Source organism: Prescottella sp. D32 (genome assembly GCF_037287305.1).
Classification (GTDB): Bacteria; Actinomycetota; Actinomycetes; order Mycobacteriales; family Mycobacteriaceae; genus Prescottella; species Prescottella equi.
In genome coordinates, this window is sequence record NZ_JARBSW010000001.1 from 1,050,398 (window position 1) to 1,072,900 (window position 22,503).

Consider the following 22,503-nt stretch of genomic DNA (forward strand, 5'->3'; position numbering starts at 1 on the left):
GCCATGACGTCATTCGGTGATCTTCTCGGACCACAGCCCACCCTGCTCCCCGGCGACGAGGACGCGGAATCGGCGCTGCTCAACCACGAGGACCCGGCGAAGGTCGCCGCCGAGCACCCCACCGCGTCCATCGCGTGGGCGTATCTCGCGGAGGCGGCGCTCGAGCAGGGGCAGACCATCACGGCGTACGCGTACGCGCGTACCGGCTACCACCGTGGACTCGACCAGTTGCGCCGCAACGGGTGGAAGGGCTTCGGTGCCGTTCCCTACAGCCACGAGCCCAATCGCGGTTTCCTGCGCTGTGTCGCCGTCCTCGCGAAGGCCGCGCAGGCCATCGGTGAGAACGACGAGTACGCCCGCTGCCTGGACCTGCTCGAGGACAGCGATCCGCGGGCAGCCGAAGCACTTGGTCTCGGCTAGCCGCTTCGTTCCCAGCCCGGCGGCGGGCCGAGCGCGCGCAGCGGCGAACGTCCGTCGTCTGCGCGCGTCGGCGTTGCCGATCCTGCAGTGCGGTCTGGCGGCCGGTTTCGCGTGGTGGTTCGCGACCGAGGTCGTGGGGCACACGAGACCGTTCTTCGCGCCGATCGCCGCCGTCGTCTCGCTGGGACTGTCGCTCGGTGCGCGGATGCGCCGGTCGGTGGAACTGGTGTGTGGTGTCACCGTCGGGATCGGTATCGGTGACCTGCTGATCTCGCTGATCGGTACCGGCGCGTGGCAGATCACGCTGGTCGTCACGCTCGCGATGGGTACCGCCGTGCTGATCGGGTCCGGCCCGATCTTCTCGATGCAGGCCGGCACGTCGGCGGTGCTCGTCGCGACGCTGCTTCCGCCCGGTGACGCCGCCGGGTTCGAGCGGATGGTCGACGCCCTCGTCGGAGGGCTCGTGGGTATCGCGGTCGTCGCGGTGGTGCCGACGCATCCGGTGCGGCGAGCCCGACGCGACGCCGCCGGCATCCTCGCGACCGCGAGCGAGGTCCTGCAACTGGTGGCCGACGGGCTCATCGCGAACGATGCCAAGCCGATCGAGAAGGCCCTGCGCAAGGCCCGGGAGACGCAGCCGGCGATCGATTCCCTTCGCAGCAACCTGTCCGGCGGCAAGGAGATCAGCCGGATCTCCCCGCTCTACTGGGGCAGCCGGGCCCGGCTCGCCAGGCTCACCGCGACCGCCGACCCGATCGACAACGCGATGCGTAACATCCGCGTCCTGTCGCGCCGATCGCTCACGCTGGTGCGCGACGACGAGATTCTCGACCCGCGCCTGGTCGACGAGATCGAGAAGCTCTCTCAGGCCCTCGACGTGCTGCGCCGGATGATTCTCGCGGAACCGGGGGAGCAGCCGGACCAGGCGGAGGCCGCGCGGGTGCTGCGGACGGCGGCGTCGGGCCTGAAACCCGAACTGGTCGAGGGTGCGGGCATTTCCGCGACGGTGGTGTTCGCGCAGATCCGTTCGCTCATCGTCGACCTGTTGCGGGTCGCGGGGCTCGAACGGATCTCGGCGATCGCGACGTTGCCGCCGACCGTGCCCAGACCCGCCTACCGGCCGGACCTCTGACAGCCTTTTCATATATGCGAATACATGCATATGATGGGCCGAACCGACGAGGAGGTCCATCATGGGAGCCGGTCACGGGCACAGCCACGGCAACACCGCCGCCGCGAACGGGGTAGGGCCCACGCCCACCCGCATCCGCAAGATGGTGATCGCCCTGGCCATCCTCGTCGGCTTCCTGGTCCTCGAGACGGTCGTCGCGCTCGCCATCGGCTCCCTGTCCCTGCTCGCGGACGCCGGCCACATGCTCACCGACGTCGTCGGCATGTCGATGGGGCTGGTCGCGCTGCTGCTGGCGAAGCAGGGTTCCAAGGCGGCGGCCCGCACGTTCGGGTGGCATCGCGCCGAGGTGCTCACCGCGATGGCGAACGCCGTCCTGCTGCTCGGCGTCGCCGCGTTCGTCATGTACGAGGCCATCGGCCGCATCGGCCACGCGCCGGAGATCCCCGGCGTCCCGCTCATGTTGACGGCCGCCGCGGGACTCGCCGCCAACATCGTCGTGATGCTGATGCTGCGCGGCGACGCCAAGGACTCGCTCGCCGTCCGCGGCGCGTACCTCGAGGTGCTCGCCGACGCCGTCGGCAGCGTCGGGGTCCTGATCGCCGGCGCCGCGCTGGTGCTGTTCGACTGGAGCTACGCCGACATCGTCGTCGGTGTCCTGATCTCGCTGTGGGTGGTCCCCCGCGCGCTCAAGCTGGCCGGATCGGCGCTGCGGATCCTCACGCAGGCCTCACCCGCCAACGTCGACGTCGACGCCGTCCGGGCCGATCTGCGTGCCGTCCCCGGCGTCTCCGACGTGCACGACCTGCACGTGTGGACGCTGACCACCGGCATGGACGTCGCGACGGTGCACCTCACGACCGATTCCGATTCGCAGCGGGTGCTGGCGGCGGCCAAGACCGTGCTCGATGCGCACGGCCTCGGCCACGCCACCGTTCAGGTCGAATCGTGTGTCGAGGGATCGCGGTGCCAGGAGGACCTGACGTGGTGACGGCCTGCGGACCGGCGGTCGCTCAGCGGTAGCCGTCGGTGTTCGCCGGCAGGTCGGGGTCCTGCACCTCGACGAGGTACCGCCAACAGTCGGGCCGGGAGCCGTCGACGTCGGTGACGCCGTACCGCTGCGCCAGTTGCCCGCTCGAGACGACCCGGCCGCTGAACTCGCCGACATCCGGGTCCCCGGCCAGCGCGGTCACCGCCCGGCCGACGAACGTCGGTGTCTCCGAGATCGCGAAGTGCGGCACCTGATCGAGGGCGTCGCGCCAGTTGTCCTCGGTGACGCCGAAGGCGTCGAGCATGTTCTCCGACCGCAGCCAGCCCGGCGTCACCGCGACGGCCGCGCCGCCGTGCGGGGCCAGCTCGTACGCCTGCGCGGTGGTCATCCGCTGGACGGCCGCTTTGACGAGGTCGTAGAAGAACCCGACCTGGTGCCGGTAGGCGACGTTGTACTCGGCGGTGCCGTCGGTCATCTCGACGACCAGTCCTCCCGGCCGGCGGATGAGCAGCGGGAGCGCGAAGTGACTCGTGATCACGTGGGTGTCGATTCCCATCCGCAGCATCCGCAGACCGCCGTCCAGGTCGTGCTCCCACAGTGTGGTGCCGAACTGGGCGTAGCGGTCGCCGCCGAAGATGTCGTTGACGAGGATGTCGAGGCGGCCGTGGTCGGCGTCGATGCGTTCGACCAGGGCGAGCACCTGATCGGGTTCGAGGTGGTCGACGCGCAGCGCGACGCCGTTCCCGCCGGCGGCCGCGATGAGCTCGCCGGTCTCCTCGATGGTCTCGGGTCGGCCGATCTCGGACCGGCCGTCGACCCGGCTGCTGCGTCCGGTCGCGTAGACGGTGGCGCCCGCGCGGGCCAGTTCGACGGCGATGGCCCGGCCCGCGCCGCGCGTCGCCCCGGCGACCAGCGCGACCTTCCCGGTGAGATCCGGCGCGCTCACCGGCTGGTCCTCACGACGTCGGCGCCGGGACGCCAGAGGTCGACGTGCAGGCGGTCGTCCGAGACGGTGGTGAGCACGACGTCGTCGATGCCGAGCTCGAAGATCTGTGCGTCGTCGCCGGGATTCTCCGGATAGGAGTCGAGGATCGCTCGCTTCTCTTCGCCGGTCAGCTCGCGAGCCCGGCCGGAGATCTTGGCGTCGCCGCCCTCCATGGTGTGGTGGCCGGGATTCGAGTGCAGCGCGTACCGCGGATCCCGGTGCAGATCCCGGACCTTCCGCGCGCCCGGCATCGATCCGAGGACCAGTAGACCGCGGAAGGTCTCGACCTCGGTGCCGCTCACGCGCGGCGAGCCGTCGGCGCGCAGCGTCGCCAGGACGTGGTGTCTGTGCGCGGTGAGCCGCGCGCGGACGGCGTCGGCCAGTGCCGGCGCCGCTTCGGTGAACTCCTGCCAGGTTGCCATGTCATCAGTGTGCGACCGCATCACTGACATCTTGTGTCAGTGATTTTCCGTAGGCTGCGGGCATGCGCTCGAGCCGGCTCCTCGACCTGATGCTGCGTCTGCAGGGCAGTCCCGGCGCCACTGCGGCACGGCTGGCGCAGCAGCTCGACGTCTCGGTCCGCACGGTCTACCGCGACGTCGCGGCGCTGCAGGCCGCCGGTGTGCCGGTGTGGACCGAGAGCGGCCCGGGCGGTGGCATCCGCCTGCTCGACGGCTGGCAGTCCAAGCTCAGCGGGATGACCGGGGCGGAGACGTCGGCGCTGATGCTGCTGGGTATCCCCGGGCTCGCCGACGATCTGGGTCTGGCGGACGTCACGGCCCGCGCGGAGTCGAAACTGCTGGGCGCGCTGCCACTTCCGCTGCGGACGGGTGCGCTGCTGTGGCGCGAGCGCCTGCACGTCGACGCGCCGGGCTGGTTCGCGAGGACGTCGGACACGGGCGAGTTGGCGGCTGTCGCGTCGGCGGTGCTCGAGGGCCGACGCCTGCGGATCCGCTATCGCAAGGGCGCGCGGGAGACGTCGCGCACGCTCGACCCGCTCGGCCTGGTCGCCAAGGCCGGCGTCTGGTATCTCGTTGCCCGGCATCGTGATCGCACGCTCTCGTACCGGGTGTCGCGGATCGACGCCGCGCAGATGCTGGACGAACGCGCGCGCCGGCCGGAGTCGTTCGACCTCGCCGCCTGGTGGTCGGCGTCGACCGCGGAGTTCGACCGGGCGTTGCTGCGCTTTCCGTGCCGGGTGCGGCTCTCCCCGTACGCGTGGCGTCGGCTGCCCGCGGTGGTGGGCGAGGAGGCCGCCAAGGTGCCGGCCTCCGATCCGGACGAACAGGGCTGGGTGACGGTCGATCTGAGGCTCGAGGCCGAGGACGTCGCGGCCGACCAGCTGTTCACCCTCGCGCCCGGCGTCGAGGTGCTGGCCCCGGCGAACCTGCGCGCGGCGCTGGCGACCGCGGCCCGGGAGGTGCTGCGACTCAACTCGACGTAGCGTGGGCGCCCGTTCCCGACGGCCGCAGCGGTGTTTGCGCGCCGGGGCACGAGCAGTGGACCCCCACGCCGAAACTCGCTGTCGCGTCCGAGCGCCGTTCCCTACGATCTCGGGGCATGGCTGATCCGCATCCCCACGTGTATTTCGGTGATCGACTCGTCCCGGCCGCCGAGGCCACCCTCGGTGTCGCGACCTCGGCGGTCCTCTACGGGCTCAGTGTCTACACGGTGTTCCCGGTCCACGTGGACGCCGGCGTGCGCTCGGCGTTCCGGTTGCGGGACCACTACCGGCGGCTCGTCGAGTCCTGCCGGATCATCGGCATCGACCGCTTCGCCGACGAGTGGAGCTTCGACCGGTTCGTGGCGGTGGCCGGGGAACTGGTCGCGGCGAACGCGCCCACCTCCGACGTCTTCGTCCGCGCCACCGTGCACGTCGACGAGTCGATCCCGGGCACCCGGGTGCGCGGCTGCCGCACCGTCGTGTCGATGTTCGTCTACGACGCGGTGCCGATCGTGCCGCAGGACGGGATGCGATTGGGGACGAGCACGTGGCGGCGGATCCCCGACTTCGCGATCCCGTCGCGGGCCAAGGTCAACGGCGCGTACGTGAACTCGGTGCTGGCCAAGCAGGGCGCGATCGACGCCGGCTACGACGACGCGATCTTCCTCGACGGCGCGGGGCACGTGTGCGAGCTGAGTGCGGCCAACATCTTCCTGGTGCGCGGCGGCACCCTGATCACCCCCGACGTCTCGTGCGACATCCTCGACGGCATCAACCGGCGCTCGGTGCTCACCCTCGCCGCGGAGGAGGGCATCCCCGTCGTGGAACGGGCCGTCGACCTCACCGAGCTCTACATCGCCGACGAGGTGTTCGCGACCGGGACGTCGGCCGGGGTGGCGCCGGTGGTGGAGGTGGACGGGCGGACCGTCGGGGAGGGTGTGCCGGGACCGGTGTGCGAGGTGCTGCGCAAGCGGCACGCGGCGGCGCTGCGCTCGGACGACGGCCGCGGATGGGTGTCCTACCTGCGGTGATGTGCGCCGGGCGAGATCGGGTAGTGAACTACCTACGTGCCTACGCGGACGTGTACCTAGCGTTTACGGCATGACCAGCGCACAGGCAACGAACATGTCGGCCACCCCCTCGGCAGACCGTCGATCGGACGTCGACATCGAGCAGCTTCGCAGCGAGATCGACCGCCTGGACGCACAGATTCTCGCGGCGATTCAGCAGCGCACCGAACTCTCCCGCCTGATCGGTGAGGTACGCATGCTCGGCGGCGGCACCCGCTTGGTGCACACCCGAGAAATGAGGGTGTTGTCGCGTTTCGACGACCTGGGACCGGAGGGCCACACACTCGCGCTGTTGCTCCTCCGGCTCGGGCGGGGGCGTCTGGGTCATGCCATGTGACCGGCCGACCCCGATCAGGAACCGATCGGGGTCGGTGCGGTCGCGTCCGTGATGTGGCGACTCAGCTGCGCCAGAACTGCATGAGGTAGTTGCCGAACATCGCGAAGACGTCGGGTACACCGGACAGTTCGAACAACCAGTAGATCGCGTCGAAGAAGACGGTGTTGATCTGCGGGACGAACAGCAGGGCGATCAGCAGGAGCAACCCGAACGGCTTGACCTTGTCGAGCGAGGCCCGCGTGCTCGGCTGCAGGTGCGGTTCGAGGGCGCCGTAGCCGTCCAGCCCGGGCACCGGCAGCAGATTCAGTACGGTCGCCATCACCTGCAGGAATGCCAGGAAGCTCAGTCCCCACCAGAACACCTGATGGTCGCCGTCGAGGCCGAACAGCCGTATGACCGCCAGCAGCACGATCGCGGCCACCGCGTTCACCGCCGGGCCGGCGAGGCTGACGCGGGTCTGCGTCCGCGGCGGCATCAGTCCGGTCTGCAGGTACACCGCGCCGCCGGGCAGACCTATGCCACCGAGCGCGAGGAACACCACCGGCAGGCCGATCGACAGCAGCGGCTGGGTGTACTTGCGCGGGTCGAGCGTCAGATAGCCGCGCATCACGACGTCGTGGTCGCCGTTCCGCCACGCCACGAAGGCGTGCGCGAACTCGTGCAGGCAGAGAGTGACGACCCAGCCGGCGACGACGAGCAGGAACACCCCGATGCGGCCCGACATCTCGTTGCCGGTCGCCCGCCACGCGAGGACACCGCCGACGGCGGCGATCGCCACGATGCCCAGGAACACCGGGCTCGGGCGGACGAGGCTGGCGCGGGGACGCGCGTCGGAGTACATGACCCCAGTATCCAGGCGGACGGGGCTCAGGCGGCGCAGACGAGCAGCCAGTCCTGGTCGTGCCGGTAGAACGTCGAACGCTTGACCGCGCGCGGGGTGCGGACGCCGTCGCGGGTGAGCACTGCGGCCGGTGAGCCGAGCTGGACGGCGCGTCCGGTCAGCCACCGGTGGCCACCGAACCAGCGGCGCTTGTCGACGGTGGCACGCAGGCCCGGCAGTTCGGGGGTGGGCACGATCCGCATGCCGGGCACGGTGCCGGAGAACAGGCGCTCGTCGTCGACGTAGGCCTCGCCGACCAGCTCGCCCGCGTGCTCGGAGCCGTAGACGAGGGCCTCGCCGACGAGCGCGATGCCGGCGTCGTCGCGGATCAGCGGCGTGGAACGGGCGACACCGGACACGGCGATCGTCGCGGCCTTGGAGCCGGTGCGCAGTCCGTAGGCGTGGGTGGCGTCGGTTCGTTCCTCGGGCACGTAGGCCAGTTCGACGTGCAGCCGATCGGTCCGCATCAGCCGGGTCAGCGCGGCCGCGAACGCGGCGTCGTCGCCGACGACGATCAGTCGCGGCTTCTCGGACGTCTCGATCTTGGCGAACGCCTCGTCGAAGTCGTCCTTGTCGGGCAGGGCCGGGACGCTCAGGACGTCGAGCGACCGCAGCGCCAGCGGTAGCGGCGCGTTGCCGCACTTGAGCACTACGGGAACCATGACACTCCTTGCTTGTCTCCGACGCGGCGGTTCGGATCGTGGCGTTGCGGAGGGTGGGCGAGCACGACGCGACCACCGCACGCAAGGGCATTTCGATGTCTACCCGAACCGACGCGGCCGCTGCAAACAGTCTGGGTGGTCGGAAGTGGTTTCGGTGCGCGTCGGGACACCTCGGGGGCTGGACGACGGTCGGTCTCGGCTAGACTGTGCGTCCGGCCACTGCCTACAGCACGGCAGGACCATGCAGTCGTACATGGCTGTACGTCGACCGTAGGAGACAGCGAAATGCCGGCAATCGTCCTCATCGGTGCCCAGTGGGGCGACGAGGGTAAGGGCAAAGCTACCGATCTACTGGGCGGACGCCTGCAGTGGGTCGTGCGGTACCAGGGCGGCAACAATGCCGGACACACCGTGGTGCTGCCGAACGGCGACAAGTTCGCGCTGCATCTGATTCCGTCGGGCATCCTCACCCCGGGCGTCACCAACGTGATCGGCAACGGCGTCGTGGTGGACCCGGGTGTGCTGCTGCAGGAGCTGGCGGGCCTCGAGGAGCGCAACGTCGACACCAGCGGGCTGCTGATCAGCGCCGATGCGCACCTGATCATGCCGTACCACGTGGCCATCGACAAGGTCACCGAGCGCTTCCTCGGCGCCAAGAAGATCGGCACCACGGGCCGCGGTATCGGCCCCTGCTACCAGGACAAGATCGCGCGTGTCGGTGTCCGCGTGGCCGACGTCCTGGACGAGAAGATCCTCACCCAGAAGGTCGAGGCCGCCCTGGAGTTCAAGAACCAGGTGCTCGTCAAGATCTACAACCGCAAGGCTCTCGACCCGCACCAGGTGGTCGACGAGGTGCTGACGCAGGCCGCCGGTTTCAAGCACCGGATCGCCGACACCCGCCTGCAGCTCAACCTGGCGCTCGAGCGCGGCGAGACCGTGCTGCTCGAGGGCTCGCAGGGCACTCTGCTCGACGTCGACCACGGCACCTACCCGTACGTGACGTCGTCGAACCCGACGTCCGGCGGCGCGTCGGTCGGTTCGGGCATCGGCCCCACCAAGATCGAGACGGTGCTCGGCATCCTCAAGGCGTACACGACGCGTGTCGGCTCGGGACCGTTCCCGACGGAGCTGTTCGACAACCACGGCGAGTACCTGGCCAAGCAGGGCGGCGAGGTGGGCGTCACCACCGGCCGCGCCCGCCGCACCGGCTGGTTCGACGCCGTGATCGCCCGCTACGCGACCCGCGTCAACGGCATCACCGACTACTTCCTCACCAAGCTCGACGTGCTGTCGAGCCTGGACACCATCCCGATCTGCGTCGGCTACGACGTGGACGGCGTGCGTGTCGACGAGATGCCGATGACGCAGACCGACGTCCACCACGCGAAGCCGATCTACGAGGAGATGCCGGGCTGGTGGGAGGACATCTCGCACTGCCGCACCTTCGAGGAGCTGCCGGTCAACGCGCAGAACTACGTGCTGCGGCTCGAGGAGCTGTCGGGCGCGCGGATCTCGTGCATCGGCGTCGGCCCGGGCCGCGACGAGACCATCGTCCGCCACGACATCCTGGCCTGACCTCACCCGCTCGTGTGTGACCGAATGTCACATGCGTTCAGTTCGACTGAACGCATGTGACATTCGGCGTTTCGGGATGCGGAGGCGCACGCCGGTTACCATCGGGGACATGGCCCTCCTCTACGCGGCACAGCTGTCACCCACCAAGCCGGAGCTGATCGCGGCCTGGCTCCCGTCGTCCCCGTACTACGACGGTGCGTCGCCGGCGATCGAGCCGATCGGCGCGTACCGGTTCGACGACCCGGACGGCGAGGTCGGCATCGAGGTGCATCTGGTGCGCGACGCCGACGGCACGCTCTGGCAGGTGCCGTTGACGTACCGCGCGGCGCCGCTGCCCGGCGCCCGCCCGGCCGGGGAGATGGAGCACTCGGTGCTCGGCCGCCGGTACGTCTACAACGCGACCACCGACCCGGTGTTCGTGCAGCAACTGCTCGATGCCGTCCACGGCGGCCGACACGAGGCGGACCAGTTCGTGCACGTCGACGACGCCGAGCCCCGGAAGATCGACAATTCCGCGCACGCGTGGGGGACGGGCGTCGCAGATGCCCCGGTCCCCGTCGTGTCCGACGTGCGGGTCTCCGCGGACGGCACCGACACCGTGATCGAGGCGGGTGGGACCACCGTGGTCGTGCACCATCGGCCGGTCGGCGGCGAGCCCACCGGGCCCGCGCTGCTGGGCGAATGGGACGGTGGCCGAGGCGTTCTCGCGACGCTGCGCTGATTCGTCCGAGAGGTCAGCGCATCTCGCCGGCCCCGGCGTACGGGTGCAGGCTCACGAGTGGTTTGCCCTCGCCGAAGCGGCTGTAGCGGAAGTCGTTCCCGTCGACGGCGGGGTCGCTGCTGATCCCGTCGAGCAGTAGATCGGCCGCCAGACGCCCCACGGCCGGCGAGATCTTGAAGCCGTGGCCGCTGAAGCCGACGGCCAGGAACAGGCCTGCGGCGGGCGAGGGCCCGATGATCGGGTTGTAGTCGGGAGTGATGTCGTAACAGCCCGCGTACGACGACGCGAGTCGCGGATCCGGCATGTCGGGCAGGATGCGGTCGAGTCTGCCGATCGCGGTCTCGACGAAGTCCTCGGTCGCGCGGTTGGGATAGGCGTCCGGATCGGCGATCTCGGGATTCGAGTGATCGCTGTTGCCGACCAGCAGGTGACCGTTGGGTTCGCGTCGGATGTACTGCAAATTCACCAGATCCGAGAATGTCGGGACGTCGGGGGTGGGCGCACCCTGATCCACCAGCACCAGTTGCTCGCGCTGGGCCCGGATGGGCAGGTGGACGCCCGCGGTTGCGGCGAGGGCAGGACTCCACACCCCGGTCGCGAGTACGACGGTATCGCACAGAATCTCGGTTCCGTCGGCGCACAGGACGCCGCGGACGGCTCCGAAGTCGTCGGAGATCAGGCGAACAACGTTGGTGGACTGACGAATCCGTACGCCGAGCGCGCGGGCTCGGGCACCGTACGCCATACCGGTCATGTAGGCGTCGCCGTGACCGCCGAGCGGCTCGTAGGCGAAGCCTGCGAAGTCGTCGAGGTGGATTCCGGGCCACAGCGCGCGGACCGCGTCGGCGTCGACCAGGTCGACGGGAACGCCGAGCGTGCGGTGCATCTCGATGTTGGCGCGCAGGGGTTCGACGTTGTTCTCACCCACGCCGACGACGTATCCGGTCTGTCGGAATCCGATGTCGGTGCCGAAGATCTCGTCGGCCCGACCGAACACCTCGACGCCGTACCACGCCATCGCGGCCAGCGACGGAACGCCGTAGTGGCAGCGCACGATTCCGCTGGACTTGCCCGTCATGCCCCCGCACAGGGTGTCCCGCTCGAGGACGAGCACGTCGGTCTCGCCGCGGTCGGCGAGTTGCCACGCGATGGCCAGACCCTCGAGCCCGCCTCCGACGATCACGATCCGTGCGCGCTCCGTCGCCTTTTCTGTCATCTCCGACCTCCAGTCGCAGGGTTTCTTGATGAGAGACAGTGTTGCATGGAATGAAACAATGGCAACCCGCAGATCCTGTGCGGACCCCGTTACGCACTGTTCACCGCAGCTACTTGCAGGCCTTACAGCCGCCGTTCACTCTCGGGTGACCTCGATTCCCCGTGTAAGACGGGCCGACGCAAGGTGGGCAGATATGGAACAGGCTCTCGCGGCCGCCGACACCGCATGGTTATTGGCGGCATTCACGTTCGTGGCGTTGATGATCCCGGGTCTCGCGCTGTTCTACGGCGGCATGGTCAGCATCCGCAACTCCCTCAACATGATGATGATGACGTTCGGATCGTTCGCCGTCGTCGGTGTGCTGTGGGTGCTGTTCGGCTACTCGACGGTTCTCGGTAACTCGTTGGGCGGCTTGGGTATTCTCGGCGACCCACTCGAGTTCGTCGGACTCGGGCAACTGCTCGAGCCGTCCGCGGAGCCTGGCCTGCCGCCGGCGCTGGTGGCGGGATTCCAGATGTTGTTCGCGGCCATCACGGTCGCGCTCATCTCGGGTGCGCTGGCCGACCGCATCAAGTTCGGAGCGTGGATGCTCTTCGCCGGCCTGTGGGTCACGCTCGTGTACTTCCCCGTGGCCCACTGGGTGTTCGCGTTCGACTCCGACGACGGCAGCGTGGTCGGCGGCTGGATCGCGAACAAGCTGGGAGCCATCGACTTCGCGGGCGGCACCGCCGTCCACATCAACGCCGGTATCGCCGCGTTGGCGATGGTCCTGGTGCTCGGCAAGCGGCACGCGTTCCCGAACATGCCTCGGCCGCACAACCTTCCTCTGACGCTGCTGGGTGCGGGCATCCTGCTGTTCGGCTGGTTCGGCTTCAACGGTGGCTCCGCGCTCGCCGCCGACAATGCCGCGGCCGTCGTCGTGCTCAACACCGTGGCCGCTGCGTGCGCCGGCATCTGCGGGTGGCTGCTGGTGGAGCGAGTACGGGAGGGACGCCCGACCTCGCTCGGCGCGGCGTCCGGACTCATCGCCGCGTTGGTCGCGATCACGCCGGCGTGTGGTGCGGTGTCGCCGATCGGTGCGCTCGTCATCGGCGCCGCCGCGGGTGCGCTGTGCTGCTTCGCGGTGTCGCTCAAGTTCCGTCTCGGCTACGACGACGCCCTGGACGTAGTCGGCATCCACCTGGTCGGCGGCATCCTGGGCACGCTGCTGATCGGCCTGCTCGCGACGGAGGACGCCCCCAACGGTGTCGCGGGTCTGTTCTACGGCGGCGGCCTGGGGTTGCTGGGCAAGCAGGCGCTCGCGGTCGTCGTGGTGCTGGCCTACTCGTTCACGGTCACCTGGCTCATCGCGAAGGCAATCCAGGTCACCATCGGTCTGCGGGTTCGCCCGGAGGACGAGCACGAGGGTCTCGACGTCACAGAGCACGGCGAGACCGCGTACGTGACCGAGACGATGGCCGTCACGGTGACAGGTTCGGGGCCGGTGGATCCGGTTGCCGTCGCGGACGCCGCCGAGGCGCTCGCGACGCGGGTCGCGACCACCGAGCAGCGCACGTAGATTCTCGAACGGTCCACGCGGCCGCTGTTCGTCATCCGACGGGCTGCGGCCGCGTCGCCATGTCGCGTCGCCCGCTCTGCCGTCGGCATAATGTTCGTCGGCGAGAGTTTCGGGAGACGGGATTTCGAGGCGGTACATGAGCGAGCGCACGAACACCGACGGCGGCGGCCCCGCGACCGGTGCGGGCTTCTCGCGCTGGTTCGTCGAGCGGTTCGCCGACTACTGGCAGTCGGCGGGCGCTTCGCGCATCGAGGGACGGATCGCCGGGTACCTGCTCATCGACGACACTCCCGGCGTGACGGCCGAGGAACTGGCCACCGAACTGGGTGCGAGCCGCGGTTCGGTGTCGACGTACGTGCGCCGGTTGATCGACCGCGGATTCGTCAAGCTGGTCCGGAAACCACGGGACCGAACCCACTACTACGCAATGGATTCGGATGTGTGGGGTGGCTTTCTCGAGAACGAGCACGCGTATCTGGAGAATCAGCGGCGGCTGGCGGCCGAGGCGCTCGCGCACACCGATCCCGACGGGCCCGCGTACGAGCGGGTGCTGAACATGCGCGACTACATGGGCTGGATCATCGACAACCGGATGCTCCGCAGCGAGTGGAACCGCTTCAAGGCCGAACGCGACGGGCAGGCGCGCGCCGGCGGAGCATCCGGCGGAGACGACGAGTGATCAGTTGCCGAGCTGGGCGACAGCCCCGTCGATCATCGGGACGTAGCGCTCGAGCGACCACGGCACGGTCAGCGGATTGATCATCGAGGACCCGGTGACGAACGACTGATCCTCGGGCGCCACCACCGAGCCGCGTGCGATTGCGGGGATCTGACGGTAGACGGGCTGAGCCTCGATCTCCGCGCGGTTCGCGTCGTCGGAGTAGAACGTGAACAGCAGGTCGGAGTCCTTCAGCAGGTGCGCGTTCTCCAGACCGATCAGCGCGGAGTCGGTGCCCTCGGTCTCGGGCAGGGTGTTCACGATCGGGTCGACCTGCAATCCGAGGCCGCGCACCATCGCGACGCGCTGCTCGTCCGGGAAGAACACGCCCAGTGTGCCGGGGCCGGTGTTGTAGACGAACGAGAACGACACGTCCGCGTACTCGGGGTGTGCCGCCGTGGCATCGGCGAACTGCGCCTTGACCTTCGCGATCTCCTGATCGGCCTCGGGGGCCTTGCCCATCGCCTTCCCGATCACCCTGATCTGGTCCTCCCATGTGGTCGTCCACGCCTTCTCGGCGTACGCGACGGTGGGGGCCAGGGCGCTCAGGGCGTCGTACTGCTGCTGGGTGACACCCGACCACGGTGCGAGGATGAGGTCCGGGTCGAGCTTTGCGACGGCCTCGATGTCGATCTCGCTGCCGCCGGTGAACTGGACGGGCAATTGCGCGCCTCGGTCGGTGATCGCGTCGTGGATCCACGGCAGGTATCCGGTCTCGTCGCTGCCCCATTCGTAGGCCTCGATGCCCACCGGCACGGTGCCGAGGGCGATCGCGGTCTCCGCGGAGCCCTGGCCCAGCGTGACGATGCGTTCGGGTTCGGCGGTGATGACGGCGGTGCCGAGGGCGTGCTCGATCGTCACGGTTTCGAAGTCGCTGTCGGCGGACTCCGTGGTGGGCTCGCTCGAACCGCAGCCGGCGACGACGAGAGCCGCGGCTACCAGGCCGGACAGCAGGACGGACCGGCGAGCGGTCCGTGATCGAGCAGATCTCATGGAGGGGCCTTTCCACACGGGCGACGATGCGCGGTGAGCATAGGCTTACCTTCTATGAAATTTCAACTCAAATGAAAGTTCGGTTTCGTCCGGGGATCCGGAGGCAACCCCTCACTCCTGATGGTTGTCCGGATAGGCGGTCACCGCGAGGAAGCGGATCGGCAACTGCACCAGATCGTTGGGCCCGTGCAGGCCCTCACCGTCGAGAAGCAGCGAGTCTCCGGGCTTCAGTCGGTACTCGCTCTCGCCGTGGCCGTAGACCATCTCGCCCTCGAGCATGTAGATCAGCTCGGTGCCCGGATGCTGGAAGAGCGGGAACACCTCGCTCGCGTCGGTGAGGGTGACGAGCACCGGTTCGAGCCGTTTGTGCTGTCCCCGCAGCGCGCCGAGCAACTCGTAGTGGTGGCCGACGCGGGTGCCGCGTCCGACGATCACCGCGCCGCTGCCGGCCTCGACGAACACGGCGTCGCGCGTGGAATCGGCACCACGGAACAGTGACGTCACCGGCACGTCGAGGCCGGCAGCGAGGCGCGCGAGGGTGGACAGGCTGCACGACGTCTGCGCGTTCTCGATCTTGGACAGCATCGCCTTGGAGATGCCGACCTTCGCGGCCATGTCGCCCACCGAGAGTCCGCTCGCCAGGCGGAGTTTGCGGACCTGGGTCGCGATGACGCGCTCGAGGTCGACGCCGGTGGGGGTGTCGGCGGGCACTTCGCGTTGCGCGGTGTCGTGGTGGACGGGGCGCTTGGACGGGCTCATTGCCTCACAGTAGCGTTCGGTCCACTGGCAGTGGACCCGCCCCGGCGGGTGGGGTCTCCCGGGCGTGTCTCCGGCCGCCGTTCGGGCTGCGGCATCGCTCTCACCTGGGCCTGTGTGGAAGACGAAAGTTTTTGTGGAGATGAGGGTTTAGATCTTCACCGCCTCCGGGTACAAGATCGATGTGCCCCTTCGTGGGGTACATGCATTGAACACCACACAGATTGGAGAAAACATGTCGGCCGAACTCGATGGCTTCCTCGGCATCATCAACAAGCTGCTGGCGTTCCTCGGATCGTCGGGTGAGGGGCAGACCCCACCCACGGACCCGCAGGCCTGACCGGCTGCCGGGTACGAAGGCCGGGTCCCCGCGACGCGGGGGCCCGGCCTCGCCCTGTCCCGCATCAGATTCGGCCGGGAATCCAGTTCGTGCCCGCGAGCGGCACCTGCGCCATCGCCGACGCCTCGACGGTGAGTGCGACGAGGTCCTGTGGTTCGAGATTGCGCAGGTGGGACTTGCCGCACGCGCGGGCGAGGGTCTGGGCCTCCATCGTCAGCACGCGCAGGTAGTTCGCGAGGCGGCGTCCGCCGTCGACCGGGTCGAGGTTCTTCTGCAGTTCCGGATCCTGTGTCGTGATGCCTGCGGGGTCGAGTCCGGCCTGGAAATCGTCGTAGAAGCCGGCCGCCGAGCCGAGCGCCTCGTACTGCTGCTGGAAGCGGGGATGGTTGTCGCCCAACGCGATCAGCGCTGCGGTGCCGATCGCGACGGCATCCGCGCCCAGAGCCATGGCCTTCGCGACGTCGGCGCCCGAGCGGATGCCGCCCGACACGACGAGTTGCACCCCGCCCGGTGTCCGGTGCACACCCAACTCCTGCAGCGCCTGCGCGGCCTGCGGGATCGCGGCGAGCGTGGGGATGCCCACGTGCTCGATGAACACGTCCTGTGTCGCGGCGGTGCCTCCCTGCATGCCGTCGACGACGATCACGTCGGCTCCGGCCTTCACGGCGAGCTTGACGTCGTAGTACGTGCGGGTGGCGCCCACCTTCACGTAGATCGGCTTCTCCCACCCGGTGATCTCGCGCAGTTCGATGATCTTGATGGCGAGGTCGTCCGGGCCGGTCCAGTCCGGGTGTCGGCACGCGCTGCGCTGGTCGACGCCCACGGGCAACGTGCGCATCCCGGCGACACGGTCGGTGATCTTCTGGCCCAGCAGCATTCCGCCACCGCCGGGCTTGGCGCCCTGGCCCAGCACGATCTCGATCGCGTCGGCCTTGCGCAGGTCGTCGGGGTTCATGCCGTACCGCGACGGCAGATACTGGTAGACGAGGTGCTTGGACTGCCCGCGCTCCTCGGTCGTCATGCCGCCGTCCCCGGTCGTGGTGGAGGTGCCCACCTCGCTCGCGCCGCGGCCCAGGGCCTCCTTCGCCCGACCGGACAGCGCGCCGAAGCTCATGCCCGCGATGGTGATCGGAATATCGAGGTGCAGTGGGTACTTCGCGTGGCGGTCACCGAGCACGACGTCGGTGTCACAACGCTCGCGATAACCCTCGAGTGGGTAGCGGGACATCGACGCGCCCAGGAACAACAGGTCGTCGAAGTGTGGGAGCTTTCGTTTGGCGCCCCATCCTCGGATGTCGTAGATGCCGGTCTCGGCGGCGCGCTGGATCTCGTGGATGACGTCGCGATCGAACGTCGCGGATTCGCGCAGCCCGGGGGTGTGCGTGGTCATGGGGCCTCCTGGAAATGGCGCGCGTCAGTAGGACGAGGTGTTGTCGACGTGGAAGTTGTAGAGCTTGCGGGCCGAGCCGTAACGGGTGAACTCGGTGGGGTCGGCGTCGAAACCCGCGGTGTCGAGCAGTTCCCGAAGTTCGGCCCGGTGTTCGTCGCGCATCTCCTTCTCGATGCAGTCGGCCCCGAGCGAAGCGACGGTTCCGCGCACGTAGATACGGGTCTCGTACAGCGAATCACCCAGCGCCTCACCGGCGTCGCCGAGCACGACGAGCCGTCCGGCCTGGCCCATGAACGCGCTCATGTGGCCGATGCTGCCGCCGACGACGATGTCGACGCCCTTCATCGAGATGCCGCAGCGCGCTGCGGCATTGCCCTCGATCACGAGCAGGCCGCCGTGCGCGGTCGCGCCCGCCGACTGCGATGCGTCGCCGGTGACGCGGACGGTGCCCGACATCATGTTCTCGGCCACGCCGACACCGGCATTGCCGTCGATCGTCACGGTCGCCCGCTGGTTCATGCCGGCCGCGTAGTAGCCGACGTGCCCGTCGATGCGTACGTCGATCGGGGCGTCCAGGCCGCACGCGAGGGCATGCGCACCGGCCGGTTCCACCACCGTCACCGTTGCCGGCGGCGCGGTGGACTGCAGTGCGGCGTTGAGCCCGCGGGTCCCGACGTCGGAGACGTCGTACGTGGTGGTGGGGGTGGCGGTCAGCGGTGCCATACGTAAACCTCTTCCGGTTCGGGTTCGAAGATGCGGGCGCTCTCGATGCCGGGCAGGCCGGCCAGCGCGCGGTACTCGGACGCCATCGCGACGTAGCCGGTGTGCTCGGCGATGATCGCGGGCTTGCACGCGATGGGGTCGCGCACCACCGCGAACGAGTCCCGCGTGGACACGAGCAGCGTGTAGAAGCCGTCGAACCGCTCGCCGAGCAGACGCAGGGCCTTCTCCAGGTCGACACCCTCCGCGAGCTGCTTCGCGACGAAGCGTGCGCCCACCTCGGTGTCGTTCTCACTGTCGAACGCGACGCCCTCGGCCTCGAGTTCACGTTTGACGCTCAGGTGATTCGAGAACGATCCGTTGTGCACCAGACACTGGTCCGGTCCGACGGCGAACGGATGCGAACCCGCTGCGGTGACGGCGGATTCGGTGGCCATGCGCGTGTGCGCGACGCCCTGCCGGCCCGACGCGGCGAGCAGCCCGAATCGGTGTGCGAGGTCCACCGGGTCGCCCATGCCCTTGAGTACCGTGACGTCGTCGCCGAATCCGATGAGGATCGCACCGGGCGCTTCGCCGAGTGCGGCGTCGGCGAGCGCCGACGCCGGAACCGGTGCGTGCAGCAACGTGTTCGGGCCGATGTCGACGCCGGTGACGACGACGCCCAGTGTGCTCCCGACCGCGGCGGCCAACGACTGCGCGGTGGCGTCGGCGCCGAGCAGCGACACCGTCGCGTGCCCGGCCGGTGACCAGACCGGGTCGCCGTAGATGGCCATGCCCGCAGAGTCCGGTCCGCGGTCGACCATCTGGCCGAGCATCCCGGTGAGTAGTTCACCGAGCCGCGGATACAGTGAGGGCTCCCGGAGATGAAGCCCGACGATTCCGCACATGTGTTGTCTCCCTTTGTTCGCGGTGGCGGTCAGAATGCGGTGAGGTAGCTGTCGACCTCCCACGGCGTGACCGTGCTGTGCCATTCGAAGAACTCGTCCCGCTTGAGGGCGGTGAAGTAGTCGGCCACGCCGGGGCCCGCGGCGTCGAGGGCGCCGGTGACCACGGCGTCCTTCCCGAGCGCATCCATCGCGTGCAGCAGGGTCATCGGCAGGTCGTCGGGGCAGATGCCACCGCCGGGTTCGCCGGGGTCGGTGCCGCGGCGGATGCCGTCCAGCCCGGCCGCGACGGTCACCGCCGACGCGAGATACGGGTTGGCGGAACCGTCGCCGCCGCGCAACTCGACGCGGCTGGCGTCCGGCACCCGCAGGTAGTGGGTGCGGTCGTTGCCGCCGTACGTCGGCCTTCGCGGCGACCACGTCGCACCGCTGCTCGTCGAGGTGGCCCCGGTTCGTTTGTAGGAGTTGACCGTCGGGGCGAGCACACCCTGCAATCCGCCGGCATGCTCGAGGATGCCGCCGATGAACGCGTAAGCGGTGGGCGAGAGACCCAGTCCGCGCGGGTCCGTGTGGTCGGGGAAGACCGGTGCGCCGTCTCGCCACAGCGACAGGTGCATGTGCATGCCGCTGCCGGTCCGGTCGGCGAAGGGCTTGGGCATGAACGTCGCCGTCATACCGCGCTGTTCGGCGAGTACGGAGATGAGATAGCGCAACGTGACGACGCGGTCGGCGGTGGTGAGGGCGTCGGCGTACCGGAAGTTCTGCTCGAACTGACCGTTGCCGTCCTCGTGGTCGTTGGCGTAGTTGCCCCAACCCAACTGGTTCATCGCGGCGGAGATCGCAGTGAGGTGCTCGTACATGCGGGTGACGTCGCGAGCGTCGTAGCAGGGGCGCCGGGAGGTGTCGAGGGCATCGGCGGTGCGGAGGCCACCGTCCCCGTCGCGGTCGACGAGGAAGTACTCGATCTCGGTGCCGATGTTGACCTCGAGGCCGAGGTCGCCGGCCTGTCCCAGCACCTTCTTCAGGATCACGCGCGGGGCGAAGGGCCACGGCTCGCCCTGCACGTGCGGGTCGCAGTGCACCAGCGCGAGGCCGGGGCGCACGAACGGGATCGGGGTGAACGACGCGGCGTCGGGGACGGCGACGAGATCGGGATCCGCGGGCACCTGACCCATCGCTCCGGCGGCGTAGCCGGCGAAGCCGACGCCGTCCTCCTGCAGTTCCTCCACCGCCTCGACGGGCACCAGCTTGGCGCACGGCTTGCCGGCCAGGTTGGTGAACACCGCCAGGACGAAACGGGTGTCGGTGGTCCGGGCGAGGGTCGCGAGATCCGGGCCATCCGGCGCGCCGGCCTCGGGTAGGCACATCACGGTCAGATCTGCGGGGTCGAGCGCCATGTGAACTCCTCGGTGGTCCGACTATGTTTCATTGAGTGAATCACTGTTGCATGTCAGGAAACATAGCATCCGTGACGGATGCGTTACGGGCGGGTGAGAATGTGGTGACGCCTTCGGGTGGGGTGAGTTCGGTCGCGAACGTCCTGGGAATTGCTGGGCACGAGGAGGATTCGATTGCAACGTTTAAGTGCCGTGTAGTCGTCGGAGATGCGATCGACTTCCCGGCCGGGTCGCGGATCCGCTGCACGACCCCCGATCCAACACTGGTGTTCCACGTCGGCCTGCGGTCGTTCGCGGCGCCGCCGAACCGCGGGCGCGGGCGCTGGTTGCAGGGCGGTCAGGGCGCAGGGTCGGCTGGTTACTCACGTCGCCGGGCTGGACGGCGGGTGCGGAGGCGGTGCTCTCGCGTGAACTCGTCGCCGCCCGCGTCGGCTGGCGACTCGCCCTCGCTGGGGACGAGGTGACGGTGCTGCAGGCGCGGGCGTTCGCCGTGGAGGCGGGAGCGCTGGCGCACCTGCAAGCTGAAGGGTCCCTTCATACGCTGCGAGCGCATGAAGGGACCCTTCAGCTGTCGGGGGGGCGGTCAGTGACCGCGGGCGATCCACTCCTCGAGGTGCGGTGCCTCGGTGCCCAGGGCGGTGTCGTCGCCGTGACCGGTGTGGACGCGGGTTTCCGCGGGTAGTGCGAACAGCTTGTCGCGGATCGAGCCGATGATCGTCGGGAAGTCCGAGAACGAGCGTCCGGTGGCGCCGGGTCCACCCGAGAACAGGGTGTCGCCGGAGAACAGCTCGCCCGCCTCCGGCAGGTACAGGCACGTCGAGCCGGGGGAGTGGCCCGGGGTGTGGATGGCCTGGATATCCGTGCCCGCCACCGCGATCCGCTGACCGTCCTCGAGCGCGAGGTGGTGGACACCCGGATGGGTCATCTGCCACAGCACGTCGTCGGCCGGGTTCAGGTAGATCGGCGCATCGAGCTTCTCGGACAGCTCCGGGGCGACGGTGACGTGGTCGTTGTGCCCGTGCGTGCACACGATGCCTACCACCTTGCGGCCGCCGACGGCGTCGATGATCGGCTGCGCGGTGTGCGCGGCGTCGATCACCAGTACCTCGTCGTCGTCGCCGACGAGCCAGATGTTGTTGTCGACGTCCCAGCTGCCGCCGTCGAGCTCGAACGTGCCCGACGTGACGACGCGGTCGACCCTGAGGACCCCGCTCACAGGACCACCACCGAGCGCAGCACCTCGCCGCGGTGCATGGTCTCGAAGGCCTGCTCGACGTCCTCGAGCTTGATCCGCTCGGTCACGAACTTCTCGAGCGGCAGCCGACCCTGCTGGTACAGGTCGACGAGCATCGGGAAGTCGCGCTCGGGCAGGCAGTCGCCGTACCACGACGACTTGAGCGAGCCGCCGCGCGAGAAGAAGTCGACCAGCGGCATCTCGAGGGTCATGTCCGGGGTGGGGACGCCCACGAGGACGACGGTGCCGGCCAGGTCGCGGGCGTAGAACGCCTGCTTCCAGGTTTCCGGGCGGCCCACGGCGTCGATCACGACGTCGGTGCCGAAGCCGTCGGTGAGGTCCTGGATCGCCTCGACCACGTCGTCGACCTTCGACGCGTCGATGGTGTGGGTGGCGCCGAGCTCGACGGCCCACTCGAGTTTCTTCGGGTCCCGATCGATCGCGATGATCTTGTTGGCGCCGGCCAGGCGCGAGCCCATGACGGCGGCGTCACCGACGCCGCCGCAGCCGATGACCGCGACGGAGTCGCCGCGGGTGACGTTGCCGGTGTTCATCGCGGCACCCATGCCGGCCATGACGCCGCAGCCGAGCAGTCCGACGACCGCCGGATCGGCGGTGGGGTCGACCTTGGTGCACTGGCCGGCCGCGACGAGGGTCTTGTCGGCGAACGCGCCGATGCCCAGTGCTGGGGTCAGTTCGGTGCCGTCCTCGAGCGTCATCTTCTGCTTCGCGTTGTGGGTGTCGAAGCAGTACTGCGGACGACCACGCTTGCAGGCGCGACACTTTCCGCACACCGCGCGCCAGTTGAGGACGACGAAATCGCCGACCTCGACGGTGTCGACGCCCTCACCGACGGCCTCGACGATTCCCGCGGCCTCGTGCCCCAGGAGGAACGGGAACTCGTCGTTGATGCCGCCGTCACGGTAGGTCAGGTCGGTGTGGCAGACGCCGCACGCCGCGATCGCGACGACGGCCTCGCCCGGCCCGGGGTCGGGGATGTTGATGGTCACCAGTTCGACGGGGGCGTCCTTCGAGCGGGCGATGACGCCCCGTACCTGCTGCGGCATGGTTTCTCCACTCCAA

23 protein-coding genes are annotated in these 22,503 nt (G+C 69.1%); 10 read left to right on the forward strand and 13 right to left on the reverse strand.

All coding sequences use genetic code 11. The annotated features are described in order from the left end of the window. Nucleotides 1-3 precede the first annotated feature (3 nt). From PSS76_RS04705 to PSS76_RS04715, 3 genes are all read left to right on the forward strand, one after another. Entirely contained in the window at nucleotides 4-420 is a 417-nt protein-coding gene (locus tag PSS76_RS04705) for a DUF3151 domain-containing protein (protein ID WP_022597808.1), read from the forward strand. Between the two features lie 58 nt (nucleotides 421-478). After that, nucleotides 479-1,552, forward strand: coding sequence for an FUSC family protein (locus PSS76_RS04710; RefSeq protein ID WP_372440037.1), 1,074 nt, complete (start codon nucleotides 479-481; stop codon nucleotides 1,550-1,552). Nucleotides 1,553-1,613: 61 nt separating this feature from the next. Then, complete coding sequence (locus tag PSS76_RS04715) at nucleotides 1,614-2,540, forward strand: cation diffusion facilitator family transporter (protein ID WP_005517770.1); 927 nt, start codon at nucleotides 1,614-1,616, stop codon at nucleotides 2,538-2,540. Between the two features lie 22 nt (nucleotides 2,541-2,562). On the opposite strand, the gene PSS76_RS04720 is transcribed toward PSS76_RS04715, so the two are convergent. Both PSS76_RS04720 and PSS76_RS04725 read right to left on the reverse strand, forming a co-directional pair. Beyond that, nucleotides 2,563-3,486, reverse strand: a complete 924-nt coding sequence (locus PSS76_RS04720) for an SDR family oxidoreductase (RefSeq protein ID WP_022597803.1) — start codon at nucleotides 3,484-3,486, stop codon at nucleotides 2,563-2,565. Beyond that, the gene (locus PSS76_RS04725; protein WP_013417138.1) at nucleotides 3,483-3,947 is read right to left on the reverse strand and encodes a pyridoxamine 5'-phosphate oxidase family protein; all 465 of its coding nucleotides are present in this window, start codon (nucleotides 3,945-3,947) and stop codon (nucleotides 3,483-3,485) included. The genes PSS76_RS04720 and PSS76_RS04725 overlap by 4 nt, the downstream gene beginning before the upstream one ends. Before the next feature lie 62 nt (nucleotides 3,948-4,009). Between PSS76_RS04725 and PSS76_RS04730 the strand changes: the two genes are divergently transcribed. The 3 genes from PSS76_RS04730 to PSS76_RS04740 all read left to right on the forward strand — a co-directional run bounded on the left by PSS76_RS04730 (nucleotide 4,010) and on the right by PSS76_RS04740 (nucleotide 6,376). Continuing rightward, a complete protein-coding gene (locus PSS76_RS04730; RefSeq protein WP_337455929.1) occupies nucleotides 4,010-4,969 on the forward strand; it encodes a helix-turn-helix transcriptional regulator in 960 nt (319 codons plus the stop codon). A 116-nt stretch (nucleotides 4,970-5,085) separates the two neighbouring features. Then, nucleotides 5,086-6,000, forward strand: a complete 915-nt coding sequence (locus PSS76_RS04735; RefSeq protein WP_013417136.1) for an aminotransferase class IV — start codon at nucleotides 5,086-5,088, stop codon at nucleotides 5,998-6,000. Nucleotides 6,001-6,070: 70 nt separating this feature from the next. Next, nucleotides 6,071-6,376, forward strand: coding sequence for a chorismate mutase (locus tag PSS76_RS04740; protein ID WP_005517775.1), 306 nt, complete (start codon nucleotides 6,071-6,073; stop codon nucleotides 6,374-6,376). A gap of 61 nt (nucleotides 6,377-6,437) precedes the next feature. Here PSS76_RS04740 and PSS76_RS04745 read toward each other — a convergent pair whose 3' ends face one another. Together PSS76_RS04745 and PSS76_RS04750 are read right to left on the reverse strand one after the other, a co-directional pair. Further along, the gene (locus PSS76_RS04745; RefSeq protein WP_013417135.1) at nucleotides 6,438-7,217 is read right to left on the reverse strand and encodes a site-2 protease family protein; all 780 of its coding nucleotides are present in this window, start codon (nucleotides 7,215-7,217) and stop codon (nucleotides 6,438-6,440) included. A gap of 26 nt (nucleotides 7,218-7,243) precedes the next feature. Then, on the reverse strand, nucleotides 7,244-7,918 hold the full coding sequence (locus PSS76_RS04750; RefSeq protein ID WP_005517777.1) for a hypothetical protein: 675 nt from the start codon (nucleotides 7,916-7,918) through the stop codon (nucleotides 7,244-7,246). A 285-nt stretch (nucleotides 7,919-8,203) separates the two neighbouring features. On the opposite strand from PSS76_RS04750, the gene PSS76_RS04755 reads away from it, so the two are divergent. Both PSS76_RS04755 and PSS76_RS04760 read left to right on the forward strand, forming a co-directional pair. Then, the gene (locus PSS76_RS04755) at nucleotides 8,204-9,493 is read left to right on the forward strand and encodes an adenylosuccinate synthase (RefSeq protein WP_005517780.1); all 1,290 of its coding nucleotides are present in this window, start codon (nucleotides 8,204-8,206) and stop codon (nucleotides 9,491-9,493) included. Between the two features lie 109 nt (nucleotides 9,494-9,602). After that, the gene (locus tag PSS76_RS04760; RefSeq protein WP_337455931.1) at nucleotides 9,603-10,214 is read left to right on the forward strand and encodes a maltokinase N-terminal cap-like domain-containing protein; all 612 of its coding nucleotides are present in this window, start codon (nucleotides 9,603-9,605) and stop codon (nucleotides 10,212-10,214) included. A 13-nt stretch (nucleotides 10,215-10,227) separates the two neighbouring features. Here the strand turns inward: PSS76_RS04760 and PSS76_RS04765 are convergent, their stop codons facing one another. Beyond that, nucleotides 10,228-11,430 carry an NAD(P)/FAD-dependent oxidoreductase gene (locus tag PSS76_RS04765; protein ID WP_013417132.1) on the reverse strand — a complete coding sequence of 401 codons (1,203 nt, stop codon included), beginning with the start codon at nucleotides 11,428-11,430 and terminating at the stop codon, nucleotides 10,228-10,230. A 193-nt stretch (nucleotides 11,431-11,623) separates the two neighbouring features. Here PSS76_RS04765 and PSS76_RS04770 point away from each other — a divergent pair, with 193 nt between their 5' ends. Further along, complete coding sequence (locus PSS76_RS04770; RefSeq protein WP_337455932.1) at nucleotides 11,624-12,988, forward strand: ammonium transporter; 1,365 nt, start codon at nucleotides 11,624-11,626, stop codon at nucleotides 12,986-12,988. A 136-nt stretch (nucleotides 12,989-13,124) separates the two neighbouring features. Then, entirely contained in the window at nucleotides 13,125-13,667 is a 543-nt protein-coding gene (locus PSS76_RS04775; protein WP_064077294.1) for a GbsR/MarR family transcriptional regulator, read from the forward strand. On the opposite strand, the gene PSS76_RS04780 is transcribed toward PSS76_RS04775, so the two are convergent. The 8 genes from PSS76_RS04780 to PSS76_RS04820 form a co-directional block, all read right to left on the reverse strand. After that, complete coding sequence (locus PSS76_RS04780) at nucleotides 13,668-14,699, reverse strand: iron-siderophore ABC transporter substrate-binding protein (protein WP_064057640.1); 1,032 nt, start codon at nucleotides 14,697-14,699, stop codon at nucleotides 13,668-13,670. A 111-nt stretch (nucleotides 14,700-14,810) separates the two neighbouring features. Continuing rightward, the gene (locus PSS76_RS04785) at nucleotides 14,811-15,458 is read right to left on the reverse strand and encodes a helix-turn-helix domain-containing protein (protein WP_005517788.1); all 648 of its coding nucleotides are present in this window, start codon (nucleotides 15,456-15,458) and stop codon (nucleotides 14,811-14,813) included. 401 nt (nucleotides 15,459-15,859) lie between these two features. Continuing rightward, nucleotides 15,860-17,185, reverse strand: coding sequence for an FMN-binding glutamate synthase family protein (locus tag PSS76_RS04790; protein ID WP_022597778.1), 1,326 nt, complete (start codon nucleotides 17,183-17,185; stop codon nucleotides 15,860-15,862). Nucleotides 17,186-17,209: 24 nt separating this feature from the next. Continuing rightward, nucleotides 17,210-17,908: a GltB/FmdC/FwdC-like GXGXG domain-containing protein gene (locus PSS76_RS04795; protein ID WP_084869918.1), complete on the reverse strand. Its 699-nt coding sequence runs from the start codon at nucleotides 17,906-17,908 to the stop codon at nucleotides 17,210-17,212. Continuing rightward, nucleotides 17,896-18,792 (reverse strand): class II glutamine amidotransferase domain-containing protein, encoded by an 897-nt coding sequence (locus PSS76_RS04800; protein WP_205316927.1) that lies wholly within the window; start codon nucleotides 18,790-18,792, stop codon nucleotides 17,896-17,898. Before PSS76_RS04800 ends, PSS76_RS04795 begins: the two co-directional genes overlap by 13 nt. Before the next feature lie 29 nt (nucleotides 18,793-18,821). Next, entirely contained in the window at nucleotides 18,822-20,186 is a 1,365-nt protein-coding gene (gene glnT, locus PSS76_RS04805; protein ID WP_337455933.1) for a type III glutamate--ammonia ligase, read from the reverse strand. A 583-nt stretch (nucleotides 20,187-20,769) separates the two neighbouring features. Next, a complete protein-coding gene (locus tag PSS76_RS04815) occupies nucleotides 20,770-21,402 on the reverse strand; it encodes an MBL fold metallo-hydrolase (RefSeq protein ID WP_005517795.1) in 633 nt (210 codons plus the stop codon). Further along, entirely contained in the window at nucleotides 21,399-22,487 is a 1,089-nt protein-coding gene (locus tag PSS76_RS04820) for an S-(hydroxymethyl)mycothiol dehydrogenase (protein WP_005517799.1), read from the reverse strand. Before PSS76_RS04820 ends, PSS76_RS04815 begins: the two co-directional genes overlap by 4 nt. Nucleotides 22,488-22,503: the final 16 nt, after the last annotated feature.